The sequence below is a fragment of the Bacillus mycoides genome (assembly GCF_000832605.1).
Taxonomy (GTDB): domain Bacteria; phylum Bacillota; class Bacilli; order Bacillales; family Bacillaceae_G; genus Bacillus_A; species Bacillus_A mycoides.
The window spans coordinates 273,313-292,872 of sequence record NZ_CP009691.1 but is presented as its reverse complement, the minus strand read 5'-3'; the positions used below and the strand labels follow the sequence as shown (position 1 = coordinate 292,872).

The window sequence follows — 19,560 nt, the reverse complement described above, 5'->3', positions numbered from 1 at the left end:
TTCTTTCCTAAGAACTGTTTCTATATGCTATACTGACTCCTAATTACTTGTAGAAGGAATGATAAAAATAAAGGTTTTGTTATCCATTATTTTGTTTAGTTCTCCTTCAATTAAGTATCTTTCTTTACATTATATTGACTGTCAATCATTATATTTGAGATAATAAATATAATGATATAAATAATGCCATGGAGGTTTACAACATGAAAAACATAATGGAACTCCTCAACAATCCATATATTAAATATCCATTAATTATAATTTCAGCTATAGCTATAATAAAAACAGGTTATGATTTAGGTTCCTTTATTACAAAGTTAAAATATTTTTAAATCGTAAAAAGGCAATTGACTTTTTTAACAAAAGATCAATTGCCTTAAATGATATAGAAAAAGCACTGCTGAAACCTTCAGCAATGCTTTCCCATTAACCGTACTATGATAATGAACGTCTAATTTTTTCTACTCATGAGTTCTGTATACTCACATATATTTATTTTAGATTTAAGATACGTTCTATTTCCTTCACACTCAACTTACTTGCTTTTGCAATAGTTTCAAGTGGTACACCAATTTCATGCATTCCTCGGATTATCTGCATCTTACCTTGCTCAATTCCTTTTTCCATGCCCTCTTGTTCTGCATGCGCTAACTTAGCTTGTTCATCTAGAAGTAATTTCTCTCGAGCTTCATATGCTGTTCGGAAAGAAGAATCATAGCTCATATTTTCCCCTTTATTTATTGCCTTTTGTAAAATTGGATCTTGATTCATCGTAATCTCCTCCAATATTTGAGTAAAATTCTTCACACATTATTAAGATTCTTCTTCGTCTAGAAAATTAAAATTACCATCAATAAGATTCTGTAAATACTCATCAAAGCTGTTTGCAATCACTTCATATTCATCAGGATCATGTAAAAAACGAATGATTTGACCACATACACCTTCATCAGAAGGGTTAAAATCAATATACAGCTTTGATGTTCCACCGTTGTTCATACAATCTGAAAAGTGAATATACGTGCCAGGGAGAAGTCCTTCTGGATTTATCTTGGAGTCAACAGCATCCTCGTCATCTTGGTATTCTAAAAGATAGGAGACGTCTTCTTCTTCTTTTGAACTTTCAATCATCTCCTGTGTAGAAAGCAAATAATATGGATACTCTTCAACATCTGAACCTAAAATACATACCGTGACTTCGTTTTCTCCATATTTCCGCCAATATGTACCATCGATATTTTCAAGTAAATTGATTAATTATTCTGGACAATTTGGATATTTCATCCTTAATATATCAATATCCCCTTTTGTAGCACCGTATGCTTTATTTAGTGCTTCGAGATCATCTGTTGATAATGCTGCTTTCAAACCGTTTAAAAATTTGTTTACCAAATCCATTATTTTTTCCTCCCAAAATACAAATATAAATTTTCTTAGTCTATATACCTAACATAAATAAGATTTGACCTTTAACCGTTTACACATCTAATTTAATTAGTACCATTACGTTCTAGCTCTTCTCGATTAAAGTATTGTTCTAGTAACTCTTTACCTGTTTTGATTGTAGTATAGTACTCTCCACCATACAGTTTCCCTTCTGATGGTTTATGGAAATCTTCGTATTTAGGGAAGTCTTCATTCTCTTCAAATGATTTCTTTGCAACTTCCATGTCTTCTGCTTCTATTTTAGCAAACAATCTACCTATACCGAATAACCCTTCATCATCAATACTTTCTTCAACAAGATAGTGTTCCTCTTCCTCTATAGGTGTCATTTTACTTTTTCTAACAGAATATAGATGACCCGTTTCTTCTTCTCTTACCGTAATAAAAATCCAACCAACTCTTACAACTGTACAAGGTTCTAATCCTAATAGTGTATAGGCAACTACCTTTTGGTCTTTCACATATTTCCCCATTTTATCTACCCCTTGTTGTTTATTTTAAACCGTAGTCTCTCAGACATCTATCTGCTCTCAGTAATGCATCCCTAGCTGCTTCCTTCTCTGTAGATGTTAATCTATTGTCAATTGTGTTCCAATACACCTTACCGTATTTCTCTATCACTTCTATATGAATCATTTCAATAAATGCTTCGTGACGTTGCATGACGTCTCTATTGTTTTCTCTGTACCCCATATACTTATACCACGCATCTACTCCTATGTCTTCTCCAGTACCGCTTACTTTCGTAAAACCTGCTTTTGCACTACCTATGAAAAATGGCATATTTTATCCCCTCCCTTATTTTAAGATGTTATTATAGCGTTCTCTTTGTTGTGAACTCATAAACAGCTCTACAAATTGTAGTTCATCTCAGTTAAACTCTTACATTTTCTTTTTTTGTTTATTTGTTTTCAAGTTTACTTCGACTAACATTTCAAAAGCTTACTGACCTGTTTCATTTAATGTATTAAACATTTTAAATAACTAATCAGAAATAGTTACTCGTTATTTCACGACAATTTTTACATATTCTGTTTAAAGATTAAAATATTTTCAACGTGGTGATACATATCTATACCCATATAAAACAGTAATTCCCTTTACTACAACTGTATTTTTTTCAATACCTTTCACTACCGCCTTTCCTGTTAAACGATTCATATATTGAATATAAATTGCAAATTCTATAGGTTCATTTTTTTGTTTTGCATCTTCAAAATAATATAATTCTTCTTCATAGGCACTTAATTCTAACTCCCAGTCTTCAAAGTTAGTTTTATGTATAGATAGTGCTTCAGATCCAGACAATCTTATTTCATATTTTAAGTCTTTAACAAAGACACGGTCTATGCCATGCGAGTTCCTTTTTCTTCCCATTTTGATCATCCTTTTCGTTCCTATTAATAATTTTTTCTACTTCTATTAAGCTAATTATTATCTATGAAAATATTGGAATATCCCTATTTTTATCTTACAGGATAAAGAACGATTACACCAATTATTACCATGTGTTTCTAAAGTTTTTTGAAATGGCTTTATTACTTTTAACAGGTTTATAATTCGCGTACAACAAGTGTACATGTAAAGTGATAATACAGTTATTTAATTTAGATATAAAAAATATAAGAGCCTTGCTACATTGTATTGTAGTAAAGCTCTTTAAGGTTGTTTAATTTCTATCCATTTAAAGGTGTTTGCACTCAAAAATCAATAATGAAGTCGTTTAAATCTTATTCAACTAAAGGATCCGTTAGTTGAATAACTTACCTATACTGTTTCGGATCTTTTTCTCTGCTAATTGGACCATTATGAGCAATACTCCATTCAACAACTCGGTCAGTAATTCTATCATACAAATCGTCTTCAAGATAAGGATTTTCATAATCGAGTAATGTTTTAATATCGAATTTAATTTCTTCTAAAGAATTACTTTCAAAGGTTTTACTGTCATTTAAAATATCCCAAATGTATTCACAAAAACGCTCAAGGCCCTCATCCCAATTACCATTCCCATTATTTTGTGCTTCATATCGAAGCTTTTCTACTGCTCTTATTAGTTCACCTTCGATAGTGTCTGATTGACCATTCTTTGGAACTTGGCTTTTCCAAATGCTTTTAGCTTCTTCAAAGTATTTCATAATAGCCTCCTTGAAAATCTTTTCGCTCTTTTTATAAAACATGTACTTTAATAACAATTTCCTTTTAATAAATTATAGCATTCCTTATTAAACAACTTTATTATCTCTTAACAGTACCATGATATTTATTTTTCCATTATTGAAACTGAGTAAGCTAGTAGCTAGTTCATATTAAAGCGAGCTTTTTATTTAGAATTAATAAGAGCTATCATCATGGGAATGATGATAGCTCTTTTATTAATCAAAACTAATTTCATCATCTTTCTTTTCTAATTTCCCATTAAATATAACCAGTTGTAGTTGTTCATAAATTTTCTGTGTATCTGGTGTACTTTCAGCCTGTTTGCGCTCACGTTTTACCGTAGTACCATTTTCCACTAATACATCACCTTTAGTTTCTTCGACCATTTCTATTTGTTCAAGTACCATAATACGTTCTAATCCTTCCATTCCCTCTAACTCTTCAACATCATCTGCATCATCAATTATTTCTAGCTCTTCTGTTTTTCTAATTTCCTTCTGTTCTTTTTTCAGTTCAATTACTAGTCGCTCTTGTACTATGTTCTCTTTTTCAATATTAACTTCATCAACTTCAATTACCTCTAGAGGTTTATTTTTAGCATTTGCTTTCTTATTTGCTTTTCCTATAGCAATCTTCACTTTCATCGCTCTTAAAGAAGAGGATATTTGATTTAGTTTTCTTCCTAACCCATAGAAACGAATTGCCTCAACTATAACACCCATTACAATTCCAAAAAACCATGAATTAGAAAAGTATCCAACTAAACCAAATGTTATAACTCCTGGTAAATATAAGCTAGCATAGGCTATTAAATTAGGTATAGCTTTTTCTACTGTTAATTTGAAACTATATTTAATTATTAAGTATATGGCACTTAACCCCACTATTAAACCAGCCAAACTTAATAATAAATTTTAAAAGTCTCACCTATCATTACAATTTCCTCCCTTAATTTTTAATTTTTTTATTAAAACTCCCTTTACTTTCGCATTTTTCAAAAAACAAATGAATTAATCACTAATTAACCTTCTGCAATTTTCCGTTTCTTCTTAATTGTTTTTTTCGTCTCAGTTACAATTTCGATATCTTCAAATTGTATATAGGCTGCCACATGATACAAATGCTCGTAAACATCTGAATCTGATAAAATAGTTGTACCAAATACGACTATTTCATCAATCACAAATTCTGTTTCTTCATATTCAAACCCTTTTACTTTATCTTTTAGTATTCGTTCTACTTTCTTCTTAATTTGCATTACAGCAGTGATCTAAAAATTCCATAGCAACTTTGCTTCGAGCCTTATCTACCTCAACTCCGTATGTTTTTATTAGATTTTCTTTACTATCTAGATGCTCTGCTATTTGCTTTAATATTCGCCCTTCGCCGCAAGTTGGATCAAATATGTTTATTTAGCCTTTTGGTTTATTAAATAGTTCAACTAGATATTTTCCTTATTGCTCCGGCGTCGCGAAAAAGCCACTTCTTAACTTGTTACCTATATTACTCATACTCACATCTCCCTTTAATATTTTTACTTTTTAATACCACAAAAAAGCGGTCTTCGGATAAAGATATTAAGCACATTAAGCTTAATTCTCAGTCCGAAAGACCGCTGATATTTGTGGATATAAAAATAAAATTAAAAAGTATACTTTTATTTTAACTATAAATCTAAAAAGATTCAATTTAATTAAGTATAAATCAACCCTTGATTCAAGTGTGATTTGGTATATTACGAACTACTACTAACAGAAGATGCTGCGCTGCAAATGAAGCGGCAATCGTTGTGCTATCATAGCCGCCTACTGCGCCTGTATAAGGACTTCTATCCATAAATATTATGATGTTTCTTTATCCAAATAATACTATCATATAAGTAGGAGGGGAATTATGCTTACAGTAGAGAAAATGTTAGAGAGTTATGGCTTAGATTTATCTAAAAACATTAAAATAGTTCGGCATAAAGATGAGGATAGAATTGATGTTGTTGATTTATATGAAAAAGGACAATTAGAGTTATACCAGAAACATCAAAAAGATGATGTATTTGGAGAATGTGAATATGTGGTTAGCTTCCTAGACTTTGAGGAAGGTAAAAAAGCTGTATTTATAGGTGTTTACAAGGTGTTAAGCAAATCCAATCCCAAAAAATTCATTACTGATAAACTTTATGATTGGATGAAACCTGAGTACAAAAAGGGTAATGAATACTATTATGAAATGGAAAAAATCAAAGGATTTGAGGAACTAGAGGATCGGATAATCATTAATTGGTCAGAGCGAACATTTCACATGTGGTTTGCACCACTAAAAAAGGTAAAGGCAGCCAGAAAGAGAAAACAATTTGATATCATAGAAATAATTCAAAAAGGAGCAATTCGTAAGTTTCCAGGATTTCTAGATTTTACACTTACATACAACGATTTAAAAAAATTATACGATAACCCTGATGTTAACTCCACTTGGTGTAAAATGCTTTCCTCAGTAGCAGGAATCTATGCAATTTTAGATAGAGAAACAGGGAAATTATATGTAGGTAAAGCAAATGCATATGGTGGAATAGGAAAAGGCGGGATATGGGGAAGATGGGAATCTTACGCTAAAACTGGACATGGAGGTAATAAGCAATTAATTGAGCTATTAGAAAATAATCCAGAACGTAAACAAGATTTTCTTTTTTCGATATTACGTACTTTACCCAAAACAATTACTAATGATGAAATACTCGATATTGAAAATATTTATAAGGAAAAGTTGGGTACACGTGAATACGGGTATAATACGAATTAGTAACTTTTAATATAAAAAAGATAATAGAAAATTATTTGTATTTAAAATTGGCAGTAAAACCACCTATTTTTTTAATAGGTGGTTTTTCCAATTTAATTTAAGATACTATAAAGTTATTTTTCACCTATTAAATTCAGCACTTATTGGCATATGATCACTAAACTCAATCCACTCTTCATATGAACCTACTTCAATAGATTCTAATTGGTTAAGGAATATTTCAGAAGCAAACAAAAAATCAATATGGTAAGAACTTGTTTTGTCTTTTCTATGATAATAGGTTGGGGATTTTTCCTGCCCTTGTTTTTCATAAGTATTACAATGATATGCACTCTTAATCCCAAACCCTTCAAGAAACTCAACAACCTCAGAATGTGTCTTAACTCTTTTGATATGATCAAATACCTTACTACTGTTCCAGTCACCTACAATAATACATGGCTCCTTTAGCAAAGAAGCATATTTCTCTAACGCTAAATATATTTGACCTATGTAACTACTATAACGTTTTTCACCCTTTTGTGACCAAACTGCAAACATAATAAACTCCTGTTCACCAGTGACTTTTAATGGAATGATATAGCGGAATTTTTTATCATAATCGGGATGAATTTCAATTTTATACCTTTTATCTAAAGTAATTATTCCAATACCCTTATTTGGATTATCCCCTTCCCATAAAAAGTTATCAGTACTATTTTGAACAACACTCCGCTCCCATTTTTCCGGTTTTTCACACTCTGAAATTACTAATATGTTTGCCTTAAGCGGTAATATTTTGTCGATTTTCTTCCTAAATGCCATACCTGCATTCCATGCAACTATTTTCATTTACCCAGCTCCTATATGTGATTACATAATATTATACAACCCATCAACAACTCTAATGTTTGTGTACATCCGAGGTAATTAATTCATACATATTCAAGTAAAAAGGTCATTGCAATTAATAACTGTTTCCTTTCATGTATTACGACATGAACTAACTATTCCGGTTTGTTTTTTGGTAAATTAAAAGCTTTAAAAAATTCTAAATGTAATTCAGTAATTTCCCTCTCTATAAAATCGATAAATTTATTAATCCCCATATCAGGTGTCTTTGAATTTAGATTGAAATCATAGGATACAATACCTTTAGCATCATCAATATCATAGTATGTTAAATTAAATTTCGGATGATTTTCTATCCCTTTAACTAATTCATTAAAATAGTCTTTAATTGAAACACCATACACCTTTGGTCCTTCTCTATCCTCAATCACTTCTACTTTAAGTTTCATACATTCAATTTTAGTAATATTCACTTGAACCTTCCTCATCAAAGCAGTTTTAGGTTCACCATAATTTATAAGAGTATAAGTCGTATTCAATTCCAGTTGTGTTAAATCCATGCTCATCGCTGCATCCCTGGATAAAAATACCCTCATAATTACATCCCCCCTTCTATGATATTTCACTAAATAAACACCGGTTATATTAGCCAATTAGACATTGCTACCAAACAGGTTCTTATCATTTTAGCCAAGAAGACTCTTTCCTCAAAGAATATGAAGTGGGAAAGTGGGAAATAAATTTCGGTTTGGCATAGCCAAAATATTTTATAAACTAGCTATATAAAGTTCTTTGATAACTTGATATATGAGATTACAGGAAGAAAATAGAGTGCGAAAAACAAGCCATCTGGTTCCTTCGTAAAATATCAACCGTACCAAGAGAGCATCCAAACGTTGGACATCTAGTGTGGCCCCCAAAGTAACGCTTAGGGGGATGAAAGATTACTTTCTTCGTGGAACTGAGGGGTCCCCACATCATACATTGCTAAGAGGCGAGTAGTTCACGGCTCCAATAGTTCCTCTATTTTTTTACTAACGTCACGATAGCTTGCTCCATAATCTCAACGGGAACAATTATTAAAAAAACATTGAATCGCTCCGGTTTTACCTCTACTTGTTTTTGTGGCGTACTTACATGTGAAGTAGTGACTGGTTTACTCTCAATCGGTTTCGGTTGTGATGGTGTTGTTCCCGACTGTGGTGTTGTGATTGGCTTACTTTCCATCGGATTCGCTGGTGATGGTGTTGTTCCTGACTGTGGTGTTGTGATTGGCTTACTTTCCATCGGATTCGCTGGTGATGGTGTTGTTCCTGACTGTGGTGTTGTGATTGGCTTACTTTCCATCGGATTCGCTGGTGATGGTGTTGTCCCTGACTGTGGTGTTGTGATCGGTTTGCCATCCATCGGATTCGCTGGTGATGGTGTTGTTCCTGACTGTGGTGTTGTGATCGATTTGCCATCCATTGATTTTGTTTGACCCGTTGGTGTTTTAATTGTTGCTACTGGTTTTGCTTCCGCCTTTACATCTTCTTGCTTATTCTCAAGTCCACCATTATTTTGATTTGCTACCGGTCTAACTTGAGCTTTTACATCTTCTTCTTTATTATTTAGTTCCTCGTTTGATTGCGCTACTGGTTTAACATCCGCTTTTACATCCTCTTCTTTATCTTTTAGTTCTGCTTGTTGTATTTCAGGATTATTATCTTCATGTTTCCCTCGTACTGCTAATTCTGGATTCTCTTTAGTTGCGGCTACTTCTTCCTTAACCCTTTCTTGCTCCTGATTTCCTTTTCTATCGCGAACACCTAAATTTTCTTCTTTTTTCATTTGATTAATATTTTTTTCTTTTTCTGCTTGCATTTGTTCTTTTTCCTTGCGTTTACCATCTGCTACCTTTTCTTTTCTATCTGCATAGTTTTCTTTTAACTGTTTAAACTTACTATAGCCTGATTTACCCATTTTCCCTGCCACCGCAGCACTTGTAACACCCGCGGCGCCAGCTACTGCTACACCTCTTCCAACTGTCTTAGATCCACGTCTAACATCACGATATTTCTGCCTAATATTACTCATAGCATCTGAAGCTCTTGCTGCCCCTGCATTTGCTGGTACTGTAGTAATTGCATCGAAAATTGTTTTACGATATAACCAAACACCTAAGAACGAAAGTACTTGTAATGCAGCAACTACTAAATAACCATACTTATCAGTTGCGCTAAATAAGATTGAAGAAACCCAAAACATTAAAGTTATAAGAAAGCCAATTGCAACTTTCATAAGCAGTGTTCGAAACAACTCAGCTAAAAATCTCTTAGCTGTCCCAGTCCACGCAGGTACTAAAGCCATCAATAACATTACTGGTGACATTAAAGCCACAATGATGAACATCAATTGATAGAATAGCATCGCCATACTACATAAGCATAAAACCACCCATAATGGTCCATTAATTACAAAAAGTAATAGTACTAATGCACCACGTTCAAAGGTAGCGTCTAATTCCAGAATTTTATTATTTTCATCTTTCACTTCATGTTCTAGAAGCTTTTGTCTCTCATCAGTATTAGTAGTTGTTAGCATCTTTTTAATTCTTTCATCACCAATTTTCTTCATATCTGTTGTACCAAATTGTAATAATGTATAAGGTTGTTTAATTAATAGAGTATGTGTTAAATCGGTAATGGAATCTACACCACTTGAATAACCTTCTTTAGTTCCCGCAATACTTTGAGTAGCATCAAGAACTGTCTTATTTGTTTGTTCGGAAAAATTGTTTAGACCTTTAATGATATAGCTTGAGTTTGCAAAGAAACCCAATGTAAAAACTAGAATACCTAAAGCTTTCAATAAGCCGCCTAACATTTCTGATTGACGTCGCTCTACAAATCCAACCCATATAACCCAGCAAGCTAAGAAAGCTAACATAAGGCCTATTAGTTCACTATAAATACCAGTACCCCAGGAACCATTAAATCCTGCCGCTTTTGAAATAACATCTCCTAATTTATCCCCAACATCGGCCACTATATTAAGACTCATAGATTGCCCAACCATACTTGTTACAAAAGTACTAACTGCAAGATTAAGAGTCCATCCAATACTAATGAGGCTAAACAATACAGCGACCATTTGTTCTTTTACTTTATCTCCCCATTTCCAAAATTTAAGAGATTCACCAAATCCACCTTCTGGTGTATAAATATCAATCCCATAGCTACTTGGAGGGTACTCTTCATATTTTAATTTTTCCTTACTCTTTGGAATAATATCATCTAAAAGAGATGGTCTGGGTTCCTCATCTGCATATACTGGTGCTGCTTTAAATAGTAAATTAAATGCTAATACGAATGTACAAACTAACAACAATAGGGTAATAAACTTTTTCATTTCATGTTACTCCCCCTTTTTATGGGAAAACCTACTAATCGTTTGAACTAAACTCACTTGTTGGTTTAGTATCTGCCACTTCATCAATTTCATTTCGATAAGGAGCAGCATAACTACGTACTTTAAAACCTTCACCTGTTCGAACTACCCTTATCCACTTCACTTCTTTATCGATGTTTTTAGGGGGTTTTTTCGAGCTAAAGTTATACATAATTGTATCCTTATCCACCACATACTCTTTTACTTTATAATCTTTGTAAGATAAATTATTTTTAGGTCCTTGATTTCGGTCCAATATAGTATCTTTATCCCCATCCACTACAAGCTTAAGTATTGTTTTATGATCACGCTGTAAATCAGCTTTTACAAAATCAAGCATAACTTCCCTTGGAGTGTGCCCTTGTTTATCCTTTTCTTCTCCTACAGTTTTTTCACTATTACCACATGCCGCACTCAGGATAAGAGTACCTACACATAGACTTGTTAGCATAATTTTTTTAAATTTAGTTTTTAACATATTAACTCACTCCTACATTTATTTTTTCTCCCCCTCCTTCGACAAAGGTTGCATTAACTTCCTGCTTTTCATCATCATTTGACTTTCTATAATTCTTTCTTGCATTTGGTCTTGTATCGAATGCATCGTATAGATCCTTGAACACTACATCCATTGTGACAACGCCTGTTCTTCCCTGAATATCCTGGAATAAACATTGTCCTGTTTCTAAATTAGTAATAATCGCATGATTTTCTTCATTATCAGGTAATCCAAAGAAATCTAAGATTGAAGAAATTTCTTTACTGTCGGTATTACGGAATGAGAACTTCATACCGATATTATTCTTAAATGTCTCATCTCCAAGGTCACTTGCACTTTGAGTAGCAAAGTATACTGCAGAGTTTAAGGCACGACCTTCACGAACTAGCTTACGGGCTAACTCTCGCCCTTGAGAAGTCCCCATAATTGCCCATGCTTCATCCAATAAAACAATTTTGAATTTAGTAGGGTCTTTTTGAAAGAATTTTCTTGCAAAAGAAGATAGAGACATCAGCATACTAACAGATAAATTTTCCTGTAAGGTATAATCTTTCGGATCCTTTTGAATATCTGGCATGTCAAGATGCTGAATTTGTATGATATTTACTGCTGTATCAAGTTCGATATCTCTATTTGTTCCATCACCAAAGATTAAGTGTGCAAATGATAAATTCTCAAATGCTTGAATATGAGCGGCTAATTGTTGTTCCACTTTATCCTCACTATCTTCAAGGTATTGAGATACAGCCGTTAAGCATGGCTCTTCCATTCCTGCAACAAATTCTACAGCAGAAGCCAAGCGTGGGAATTTTTCCGAGTTATCAGGTTTAATACCTGTAATGAAAGTAAGAATTGTCATTGCTAACTCAATTGCGTCTTTTCGGCTATGTTTATGAATGATAAATGGGTCTAGTTTTCCTTCATCTCGTCTATCAGTCCCTAGTGTAATTACGTTTACTTTACCTTCTAAACCGTGTAAATCTTCTGTCCAGTTCCCCCTCTCACCTTTCGGATCGACTATCAGAGTTTGAGCTCCTCCAAGTACAGCTAAGTAAACAATTAAGTTCGTTCCAAATGATTTACCGGAACCAGTACTTCCTGTTACTGCAACTGAAAGTGCGCTTGTTTTTTGATTTGCAACGGTATTTGTTGCTGCGAGAGAAGGTGTCATATAGACTGCTTTGTTTAAAATACCAGTTGTTCCAATATAAAACCCGATATTATCCCCTAAATCTTGTGTTGCTCCAAACATACCGGCCGCAAGTACTCCAGGTTCCATAAAGTGTATATAATCATTTACATACCTTCTTGCCCCAGGGATATGTTCATTAAACAGGAGAAACTGATCTCCATATGGTCTTACTAGTTCAATCATCATCTCTCTATAAATAGAAATGAGTGAATTTGTATTCCGACGCATTGTATCTAAATCTTCGGCACATATACAGAAAGATACTGATGTTTTTACTAACGGCATACGTGTCTTTTGTATGAGGGCTTGTAGCTCAGTAGCTTCCTGAACACCTTCATACACGTTTAATCCAACAGTTTGTGCATTTTCCCTTGCATGCATTTCTTGATCTTCTAAATCCTTTTTCTTCTTATTTAGTTTAGATAGTGCTTTACGATGATTTATGTTTTCTGTACGGACACTTAATTCAATAGGGAAATCTATGTTTTGAATCATATACATCCACTCTTGGTCTGGAAACTCCATCGTATATGGGATTTTAGATGTAGATAAAAAGCTCATATATGCTGGATATTCTAACCCGTCGGTACCAATCTGGGACATTTCAATATGTCTTCCTTTAACATCAAATTCTGCTTCGGATAATCGTAATAAGCTTTCTTGATTTGGTATGATTGCAGAGTCGTCATTCTGTACGGGAGGTGTCCATCCAGCAGTTACTGGCGCCTCTAATGTGCGATAGAAGTTTTTTAATATAATCCATTGCGTTTCATTAGTTTCTAGAGCCCTTACAGCCAAATGTTTTCTTATTTTATTTTTAAAAGCGCTAGCTTCTCTTTTAAACATCTCCAAATCAGTTTTTAGTATTTTGGTATCACCAAGTAACCCAAACTGTTCTGCAGTGTTTTTAAAGGTATGAAATGCTGTGTACAACATTTCTTTAAACCCTTCTTGTATGTGTCTTACCTTTAATTTCACGCCAATAAAATATCGGTACTCTACTGCATTTTTACCAAATTTTCGTTCTAGCTCATGTACGACATCATCTGTATGATCAATTGCAAGTTCTTTTAATTCACCGCTTACTGTTTCTTTGAATTCATCTGCTTTTTCTTGGAAGTTCTGATAAACAGGAATCATTAAGAGGTGCTTTTCTTCATCAAAATTCCAAAACAAGCCAAGTTGACGCATGAATAAGGTATTTTTATCATCATCTCCTCGGAACTCGTATGGTATTCCGTATGCCTCATAATACGCCCAGCAAGAGCCATCTTGGTTAAAAATCAAATTTTCGTGAAAGTATTTGACTGGAAATTCAACCTGATTCATTTTACCCTCCTTAGAGAAGAATATGAGACTAAAATAATTCTTCCGTATAGATTAATTAATTACTTATTATTGATTGAATCATCCTTGAATCGTATTAAGGTTTTATATTGATAGTTTCCAATATTACCAGTTGTATCTTTATAGCGGCTAATCTTCTTATTTTCGAACATAAACACGAAAAATCGAAATAAAAATTTATGTGGGCTTTTTCCATCCAATTCTACATTGCCAAAGAAGTATGCTATTCCACCTGGTAGTATTAAATATTTTAAAAACACATTATTTCCTAAAGGTAAAAACTGATCTAGAATTAAAATTAAAAGTAAAGATCCAACAAAGAAGCCCAACTGTCTATAAGGAACTGGGAAAGGGAGGGTTAAGTCCCTTATCCCGTATAAGCTCTTAGGAATATCCCATATCGAGTTGTATGTCCTAACTTCTTTACGAGTCGGCTTTTGAGTCATTTCTACCAACCCCTTTAATATTTTCAGAGATTTTTAATTTATCACTTGAATACAAAATTATATAATTTTGTACCAAGATCTTTGAAAATGTCTGGTGAGAATACAAAAACTGATAATAGTGCACAAACAATTATCCAACCAAGTAAACCAGCCATTTGTCGTTTAACTGCAAAGATAATTACTCCAATAAGTGCTACAACTAAAAAGATTGGACCTAATTGAGCTACTAACCAATTTTTAATATTTACTCCAAAATTAATATTACCTATTACAGCTGCGTCTGTAATAGCAGGTAATTGGTGAGCTAACATATCTAATCCCAAAAGCTCCATAATTATTTACCCTCCACTTTCTCTAACGTATTTTCAAATTTTTTCAAAGAGCTAATTGAAAACTTGTTATCTTTATTTACTAAATTTAAGTCATATGTGTATGTGTACTCTAAGCTGCTATCGTTGTCTTTTAATTTTGCATCAACTAAGACTTTATAACCTTTATCTTTATCTTCATAAATACGAAGGTTTTCTAATTTGCTAAATGTCATAATACCTTTTAGTCCATTTGTTATATTACTTTTTTCAAAGTAGTAAGCAATTTCTTCTGGTGTTCCTTCTGTATACACTTTAAATACAGATTGTAAAAATTGTTCTACTTTTTTTATTTCTGCATCTGTATTAATTTCTCGTCCTTCTGATTTGAAAGTGGCTACTTTATAAGGGGCCTTTTCTCTCTCTCCATGAACGATCGTAGGATTGTTAGGGACTACCATTTTCCCTTTCTCCATTAAAATTGGAATAGAGAAGTACCTTGTAACTTCTTTTGGTTCTTTTGGTGTGTCTGGAGCTTGTGTCGTCCCAGGAGCAGGATTATTTACAGGTTCTAGCTTCTGAATGATTTTCAATGTAACTTCTGCTTCATTTCCTTTTTGACGGACTTCTACTGCTTCCGACTTAACTAAAGTACTAGAAGCATTTTTTAAAGTATCTCTATTTAATCCTCCTTGCTCATCGGATCCTTCAACTAAATATTTTTCTAATCGTTTTTTCCGCGCTTCAGCTACATTCATATCAACCTTCCAATTAAAATAATCAGCGGCAAAACTATTCGCATATGCAATTAATTCTGCTTCTGACATTTTAATTTTTACGGGTTCCTCCTTCTTTTCTTGAACAGCTACTGCTCTAGGAGGACCAGCAAGTTGGATAAATGAAAGGGAGCTTCCTGCAAACACAAATCCCATCACACACCAAAATGTAACCTTACCTACTTTTCTTCCTGTTATCGCTGGAACTTTCCCCCTTGTTTTACGTTTCTTCTTTTCTTTAAGCGCTTCTGAATTTTCTTGTTGCATATCTAATATTTCAGTTGTTTTATTCTTTGCTTTTTTAAAGAATGTAAATTTCTTTTTTTCGGCGTTTTCCTGGGACTTCTTTTTTACCATGTCTTCACCTCTCTTTTTAAATGGTTAGGAGATTACAAATTTCATTGTAATTTCCACTAATCAACTATCTACTTTAAGTATGATTTACTTTTTTCGGAAATCTAAGAGAAATAAAAAAAAATTTATGTTTTATATCAAAATTTTTTTAGAATGATTAAAACTAAATATAATGTTTATTAAAGTACATAAAAAAACCAATTCCATTAAGAAATGAAATTGGTTTTACACAGGGTCTATTCTCTATAGTAAGTATTACACAATATAAAAACCTAATATAATATATATCTTTAATATATATAAAGAAAAAAGATAAAACTTTTATACAGAGAAAAAATCGTCTTAAAACATTGCTGTGCTAAGGGTTCATAATTACTCTAGCCGTAAAAAATCATAAAAAGTAAATACTGGGAATGTACTTAATGAGCTGGATGATGATTAAAAACTACAAAATATCGTAAAGTAGGTATATAAAAACTACATATAATCATCGTTAATTTGATGCGAGTGAATGAATAAATAATAAATGCAAATTTTGCTGATTTATGAACAAACTTTCCACATTTCTTAAAAACTACACACAATTTATTAACAAATTGGTCAAAGTTAGGAACAGAATCCACTTTTTAAACATAACTAACAGAAGTTTTTCTGATTTTAAGTAGATTTAGAGATAGAACATGATAAGAACAGTACTTAAGGCTTTATGTTATACACATCAGGTCAAAATTATTAAGATATCAACAGAATTATAAAAAATATTTCTGCTTTTTTGTAGATGAAATGACACAAAAGGATTGAAAATTCAGATTTAATAACTCAGAAATTGTGAATATCTCATTTTGATTTACGTGCAATGTATGTAATTGCATAAAAAATAGAGAGGCGTGATCATTAAAATTGAAAACTTTCTCTCTGTTTTGTTTGAAGTAATGCATTTCACAGGGTATCTCCAACACGAATAGCCCTCCACTTTTGTTTTTTCAAAAATAGAGAGCTGTATCTTTACATTGCTGGAAGCAGCTGATCAACCGTATGTGGTATTTCACTTGTTGAACGGTAATATGCTTCTAAGGACTGTAGAAACTGAATTAAATCAAAGTCTTCAGGGACCTCAATTACACGAATCTTTTCCTTCGGCAATTTATCAATTTTTTCAATGAACAGTTCACGAATATCACTAGGGATTTGATTTCCTTTATGACCACTAGACTTTAAGAGTTCGCGAATTTCAATTTCTAATGCTGTATATGTGTTAATATTTACTCCTTGCTCATAAGCATATTTTCTAAATAGTGATTCCTCTTGATACTGCATGTAATTACGATGGTAAGCATCTATAGTTACAGGTACAGCATATTTCGCATGAAGCAGGTCATGCGCTTTACGGAATAGCTTTTGAACATTTCGTAAAGAGTATATAGCAAAATGAGTACCAAATTTAAAAATGGCCTCTTCTTGATCATGTTTAGGTATATTGTGTGTAATTAAAGGATAAATTCCAGTTTTAGCAGCAGTGTCTAATACACGATATTGAGAAGATTGCTTTAATAATTTACTTAGCGTATAAACAAGCTTTTTCGGATATCCTTCTTGTCGATCAATCATTTCTCGTAAGCCACGAACCACTTGGCGAATTTGACGGTGACAAGAGTGTTTTAAAACGTTAATAAATTGGTTCATATCCTTTGCAAATTCAGCAATATTCATTTCAACTAACAAGTTCTCAATGAATTTAACTTTACGCTTATATGTATCTCGTGGTGTAAATGGATCACGGTATTCTGCTCCTTCTTCTTTCGCACATAAGAAATCAGGATGTACAGATAAATGCAATGTTGTGTATTGCTTTTTATTCCTCTTCCCTTTTTCTAACTTGCAAATTTTAAATAAAGGAGATTCAGTAGCAGAAAGTTTTGTTTCTAATTCCTCAAGTACAGCACGAATCTGATGTGGGTATTTCTTATGTAAGTAACGATACATACCACCAAAGTGTGTTGAGTTTCCTTGTTCATCAACTTTGAATAAAGAACGTTTCAGGGTAGTTTCGCGTTTCTGCTGCATTGCTACATCCATGAATAGTTTCTTAGCTGCAATGGATAACTCAAAGAATTCTTTGGTAAATACTATCGGGCTAATAAATGTATATGCATTTGCTTTATTCGTTTCCTTATTCATGAAATCAGTTAAGGTGATTTTATATTTACCACTGTACTCATTTTCAATTGTAATGATGTTATGGAAACTTAACTTCTTCAAAGCCACATAAAATTGTGAGTGGTGAATATGTGCAAATGCTTCTTTATAATTTTTATAATCTTCCCAAAGCATGTGGATTGATACATGTGAAAGCTCACCATATGTATTACATTTTTTATGAAGAAATAGAAATACTTCTAAATCAGCATTTGTAATACCATATAGCTTATGTTTTCTGCCTTCGTTTTTATCAAATCCACTTACTTTATCTACAATCTTTTTCATTTTCAGTGAAAAAGATGGCTTTGCTTGTTCAACAAATCCCTCTTCATCTGCAATTCGTTCTTCATAGGACATTGAATTCACAATGTCTTCTAGATAAGTATCTTTAAAACTGTAATATTTACCTTCCAAAGCTTCTACTAACTTTTGCCATGATTTAATTGTTACAATTACCGGTGTTGTTGTTTCACCATTCAAACTACGTTTGTTCTTTATAACGAAAGGCTTTGCCATCTTTTTCACCTCCTTTTATTTTAAGTTGCAGTTTTCCCTACAATTAGATATAGAATTTCATTTTTGATTATATCAAATCGAATGCTGGTGAAATTTGTCCCTTTAAGAGGAAAAATAAAAAAATGAAACGTGCCTCAATCCCTTGTGCGACAAGGGGTTTGACGTTTCATGAAAAAAAGTTTGTTGCCACCATAGGTCTATGAAGTTTAGTAAATATGAAACGTAGTATAAATGGTGGTAAATCCTTATAAACCATTGATTTAATAGGGTTCTTAGCTGATTTTATTTTACAGTTGTAGCCATCATATAGCTATAACGTTTCAAGTTTTGGTTGAATGATAATATTTTATTAATACCATATAAACGTTGTTATATAGGGGTTTATCCTTACTTTTACTTAAAAGTTGTAGCCGTCATACCGCTATAAGCGTTTCATTTCATTTCATATTTCTTGCCGTCATATAGCTATAACGTTTCATGTTTTCAAAACAACTTAAATTATATAGAAAACCGCTGTAATCCTTGTTATATATGGATTTTTGTGAGGTTTTATGATGAAAGTTGTAGCCATCATATAGCTATAATGGTTTAATGGAGTTTTCAATCATATTTTATGAAATGGCTTTATATCAACGTTTATCATAAAATTACATAGAATAAAATTTTTTTTAGACGGATAATAATCAGGGCATGCTCGTTTCATTTTTTAAGAGTTGTAGCCATCATATAGCTATAACGTTTCATAAATTACTAAATTGTAGCCACAATAGAGCTATGTCTAATTAAAGATAAAGAGTTGCAGCCATGATAAGGCTATATAATTTCAAGTAAGGGAGTATAGCCACAATAAGGCCGTAGGATTTCAAGTAAGAAGTTTATAGCCATAATGAAGCTGTAGGATTTCAAGTAAAGAGTTATAGCTACAATAAGGCTGTAGGATTTCAAGTAAGAAGTTTATAGCCACAATAAGGCTGTAGGATTTCAAGTAAGAAGTTTATAGCCACAATAAAGCTGTAGGATTCCAAGTAAAGAGTTATAGCCACAATAAGGCTGTAGGATTTCAAGTAAAGAGTTATAGCCACAATAAAGCTGTAGGATTTCAAGTAAAGAGTTATAGCCACAATAAAGCTGTAGGATTCCAAGTAAAGAGTTATAGCCACAATAAGGCTGTAGGATTTCAAGTAAGAAGTTTATAGCCACAATAAAGCTGTAGGATTTCAAGTAAGAAGTTTATAGCCACAATAAAGCTGTAGGATTTCAAGTA

At 32.7% G+C, this 19,560-nt stretch carries 18 protein-coding genes and 2 pseudogenes; 2 read left to right on the top strand and 18 right to left on the bottom strand.

The window, feature by feature from the left end; genetic code table 11:
- Positions 1-203: 203 nt before the first annotated feature.
- On the top strand, positions 204-332 hold the full coding sequence (locus BG05_RS31810; RefSeq protein WP_016127850.1) for a hypothetical protein: 129 nt from the start codon (positions 204-206) through the stop codon (positions 330-332).
- 160 nt (positions 333-492) lie between these two features.
- Here BG05_RS31810 and BG05_RS01515 read toward each other — a convergent pair.
- The 9 genes and pseudogenes from BG05_RS01515 to BG05_RS31390 form a co-directional block, all read right to left on the bottom strand.
- Positions 493-804, bottom strand: a pseudogene (locus tag BG05_RS01515) (Rpn family recombination-promoting nuclease/putative transposase); the annotation flags it as partial.
- 9 nt (positions 805-813) lie between these two features.
- Positions 814-1,398, bottom strand: a pseudogene (locus tag BG05_RS01510) (SMI1/KNR4 family protein).
- A gap of 92 nt (positions 1,399-1,490) precedes the next feature.
- Positions 1,491-1,919: a hypothetical protein gene (locus BG05_RS01505; RefSeq protein WP_003193323.1), complete on the bottom strand. Its 429-nt coding sequence runs from the start codon at positions 1,917-1,919 to the stop codon at positions 1,491-1,493.
- A 19-nt stretch (positions 1,920-1,938) separates the two neighbouring features.
- Positions 1,939-2,229, bottom strand: coding sequence for a hypothetical protein (locus BG05_RS01500; protein WP_003193319.1), 291 nt, complete (start codon positions 2,227-2,229; stop codon positions 1,939-1,941).
- Positions 2,230-2,499: 270 nt separating this feature from the next.
- The gene (locus tag BG05_RS01495) at positions 2,500-2,832 is read right to left on the bottom strand and encodes a hypothetical protein (RefSeq protein WP_033734498.1); all 333 of its coding nucleotides are present in this window, start codon (positions 2,830-2,832) and stop codon (positions 2,500-2,502) included.
- 377 nt (positions 2,833-3,209) lie between these two features.
- Positions 3,210-3,584: a hypothetical protein gene (locus BG05_RS01490; RefSeq protein WP_016127845.1), complete on the bottom strand. Its 375-nt coding sequence runs from the start codon at positions 3,582-3,584 to the stop codon at positions 3,210-3,212.
- Positions 3,585-3,821: 237 nt separating this feature from the next.
- On the bottom strand, positions 3,822-4,505 hold the full coding sequence (locus BG05_RS01485; RefSeq protein ID WP_003193314.1) for a hypothetical protein: 684 nt from the start codon (positions 4,503-4,505) through the stop codon (positions 3,822-3,824).
- A 122-nt stretch (positions 4,506-4,627) separates the two neighbouring features.
- Positions 4,628-4,864 carry a hypothetical protein gene (locus tag BG05_RS01480; protein ID WP_003193312.1) on the bottom strand — a complete coding sequence of 79 codons (237 nt, stop codon included), beginning with the start codon at positions 4,862-4,864 and terminating at the stop codon, positions 4,628-4,630.
- The gene (locus BG05_RS31390; protein ID WP_232294836.1) at positions 4,854-4,970 is read right to left on the bottom strand and encodes a hypothetical protein; all 117 of its coding nucleotides are present in this window, start codon (positions 4,968-4,970) and stop codon (positions 4,854-4,856) included. Before BG05_RS31390 ends, BG05_RS01480 begins: the two co-directional genes overlap by 11 nt.
- A 529-nt stretch (positions 4,971-5,499) precedes the next feature.
- On the opposite strand from BG05_RS31390, the gene BG05_RS01475 reads away from it, so the two are divergent.
- A complete protein-coding gene (locus tag BG05_RS01475) occupies positions 5,500-6,399 on the top strand; it encodes a GIY-YIG nuclease family protein (protein ID WP_003193307.1) in 900 nt (299 codons plus the stop codon).
- 120 nt (positions 6,400-6,519) lie between these two features.
- Here the strand turns inward: BG05_RS01475 and BG05_RS01470 are convergent, their stop codons facing one another.
- From BG05_RS01470 to BG05_RS01425, 9 genes are all read right to left on the bottom strand, one after another.
- Positions 6,520-7,230, bottom strand: coding sequence for an exonuclease/endonuclease/phosphatase family protein (locus BG05_RS01470; RefSeq protein ID WP_003193305.1), 711 nt, complete (start codon positions 7,228-7,230; stop codon positions 6,520-6,522).
- 155 nt (positions 7,231-7,385) lie between these two features.
- Positions 7,386-7,826 carry a hypothetical protein gene (locus BG05_RS01465; RefSeq protein WP_016127843.1) on the bottom strand — a complete coding sequence of 147 codons (441 nt, stop codon included), beginning with the start codon at positions 7,824-7,826 and terminating at the stop codon, positions 7,386-7,388.
- Positions 7,827-8,253: 427 nt separating this feature from the next.
- Positions 8,254-10,620: a CD3337/EF1877 family mobilome membrane protein gene (locus BG05_RS01460; RefSeq protein ID WP_234706354.1), complete on the bottom strand. Its 2,367-nt coding sequence runs from the start codon at positions 10,618-10,620 to the stop codon at positions 8,254-8,256.
- A gap of 34 nt (positions 10,621-10,654) precedes the next feature.
- Positions 10,655-11,137: a hypothetical protein gene (locus BG05_RS01455; protein ID WP_003193582.1), complete on the bottom strand. Its 483-nt coding sequence runs from the start codon at positions 11,135-11,137 to the stop codon at positions 10,655-10,657.
- Position 11,138: 1 nt separating this feature from the next.
- Complete coding sequence (locus BG05_RS01450) at positions 11,139-13,679, bottom strand: ATP-binding protein (protein ID WP_033734553.1); 2,541 nt, start codon at positions 13,677-13,679, stop codon at positions 11,139-11,141.
- A 59-nt stretch (positions 13,680-13,738) separates the two neighbouring features.
- Positions 13,739-14,143: a TcpE family conjugal transfer membrane protein gene (locus tag BG05_RS01445; protein ID WP_000192364.1), complete on the bottom strand. Its 405-nt coding sequence runs from the start codon at positions 14,141-14,143 to the stop codon at positions 13,739-13,741.
- A 41-nt stretch (positions 14,144-14,184) separates the two neighbouring features.
- Positions 14,185-14,475: a hypothetical protein gene (locus BG05_RS01440; protein ID WP_003193577.1), complete on the bottom strand. Its 291-nt coding sequence runs from the start codon at positions 14,473-14,475 to the stop codon at positions 14,185-14,187.
- 2 nt (positions 14,476-14,477) lie between these two features.
- A complete protein-coding gene (locus BG05_RS01435; protein ID WP_003193576.1) occupies positions 14,478-15,584 on the bottom strand; it encodes a conjugal transfer protein in 1,107 nt (368 codons plus the stop codon).
- Positions 15,585-16,586: 1,002 nt separating this feature from the next.
- Positions 16,587-18,296 carry a hypothetical protein gene (locus tag BG05_RS01425; RefSeq protein ID WP_016127830.1) on the bottom strand — a complete coding sequence of 570 codons (1,710 nt, stop codon included), beginning with the start codon at positions 18,294-18,296 and terminating at the stop codon, positions 16,587-16,589.
- Positions 18,297-19,560 lie beyond the last annotated feature (1,264 nt).

Excerpts from the sequence above, each read along its gene's own strand:
- BG05_RS31810 (WP_016127850.1), top strand. The coding sequence starts at position 204 with ATGAAAAACATAATGGAACTCCTCAACAATCCATATATTAAATATCCA.
- BG05_RS01505 (WP_003193323.1), bottom strand. The coding sequence starts at position 1,919 with ATGGGGAAATATGTGAAAGACCAAAAGGTAGTTGCCTATACACTATTA.
- BG05_RS01500 (WP_003193319.1), bottom strand. The coding sequence starts at position 2,229 with ATGCCATTTTTCATAGGTAGTGCAAAAGCAGGTTTTACGAAAGTAAGC.
- BG05_RS01495 (WP_033734498.1), bottom strand. The coding sequence starts at position 2,832 with ATGATCAAAATGGGAAGAAAAAGGAACTCGCATGGCATAGACCGTGTC.
- BG05_RS01490 (WP_016127845.1), bottom strand. The coding sequence starts at position 3,584 with ATGAAATACTTTGAAGAAGCTAAAAGCATTTGGAAAAGCCAAGTTCCA.
- BG05_RS01480 (WP_003193312.1), bottom strand. The coding sequence starts at position 4,864 with ATGCAAATTAAGAAGAAAGTAGAACGAATACTAAAAGATAAAGTAAAA.
- BG05_RS01475 (WP_003193307.1), top strand. The coding sequence starts at position 5,500 with ATGCTTACAGTAGAGAAAATGTTAGAGAGTTATGGCTTAGATTTATCT.
- BG05_RS01470 (WP_003193305.1), bottom strand. The coding sequence starts at position 7,230 with ATGAAAATAGTTGCATGGAATGCAGGTATGGCATTTAGGAAGAAAATC.
- BG05_RS01465 (WP_016127843.1), bottom strand. The coding sequence starts at position 7,826 with ATGAGGGTATTTTTATCCAGGGATGCAGCGATGAGCATGGATTTAACA.
- BG05_RS01460 (WP_234706354.1), bottom strand. The coding sequence starts at position 10,620 with ATGAAAAAGTTTATTACCCTATTGTTGTTAGTTTGTACATTCGTATTA.
- BG05_RS01455 (WP_003193582.1), bottom strand. The coding sequence starts at position 11,137 with ATGTTAAAAACTAAATTTAAAAAAATTATGCTAACAAGTCTATGTGTA.
- BG05_RS01450 (WP_033734553.1), bottom strand. The coding sequence starts at position 13,679 with ATGAATCAGGTTGAATTTCCAGTCAAATACTTTCACGAAAATTTGATT.
- BG05_RS01445 (WP_000192364.1), bottom strand. The coding sequence starts at position 14,143 with ATGACTCAAAAGCCGACTCGTAAAGAAGTTAGGACATACAACTCGATA.
- BG05_RS01440 (WP_003193577.1), bottom strand. The coding sequence starts at position 14,475 with ATGGAGCTTTTGGGATTAGATATGTTAGCTCACCAATTACCTGCTATT.
- BG05_RS01435 (WP_003193576.1), bottom strand. The coding sequence starts at position 15,584 with ATGGTAAAAAAGAAGTCCCAGGAAAACGCCGAAAAAAAGAAATTTACA.
- BG05_RS01425 (WP_016127830.1), bottom strand. The coding sequence starts at position 18,296 with ATGGCAAAGCCTTTCGTTATAAAGAACAAACGTAGTTTGAATGGTGAA.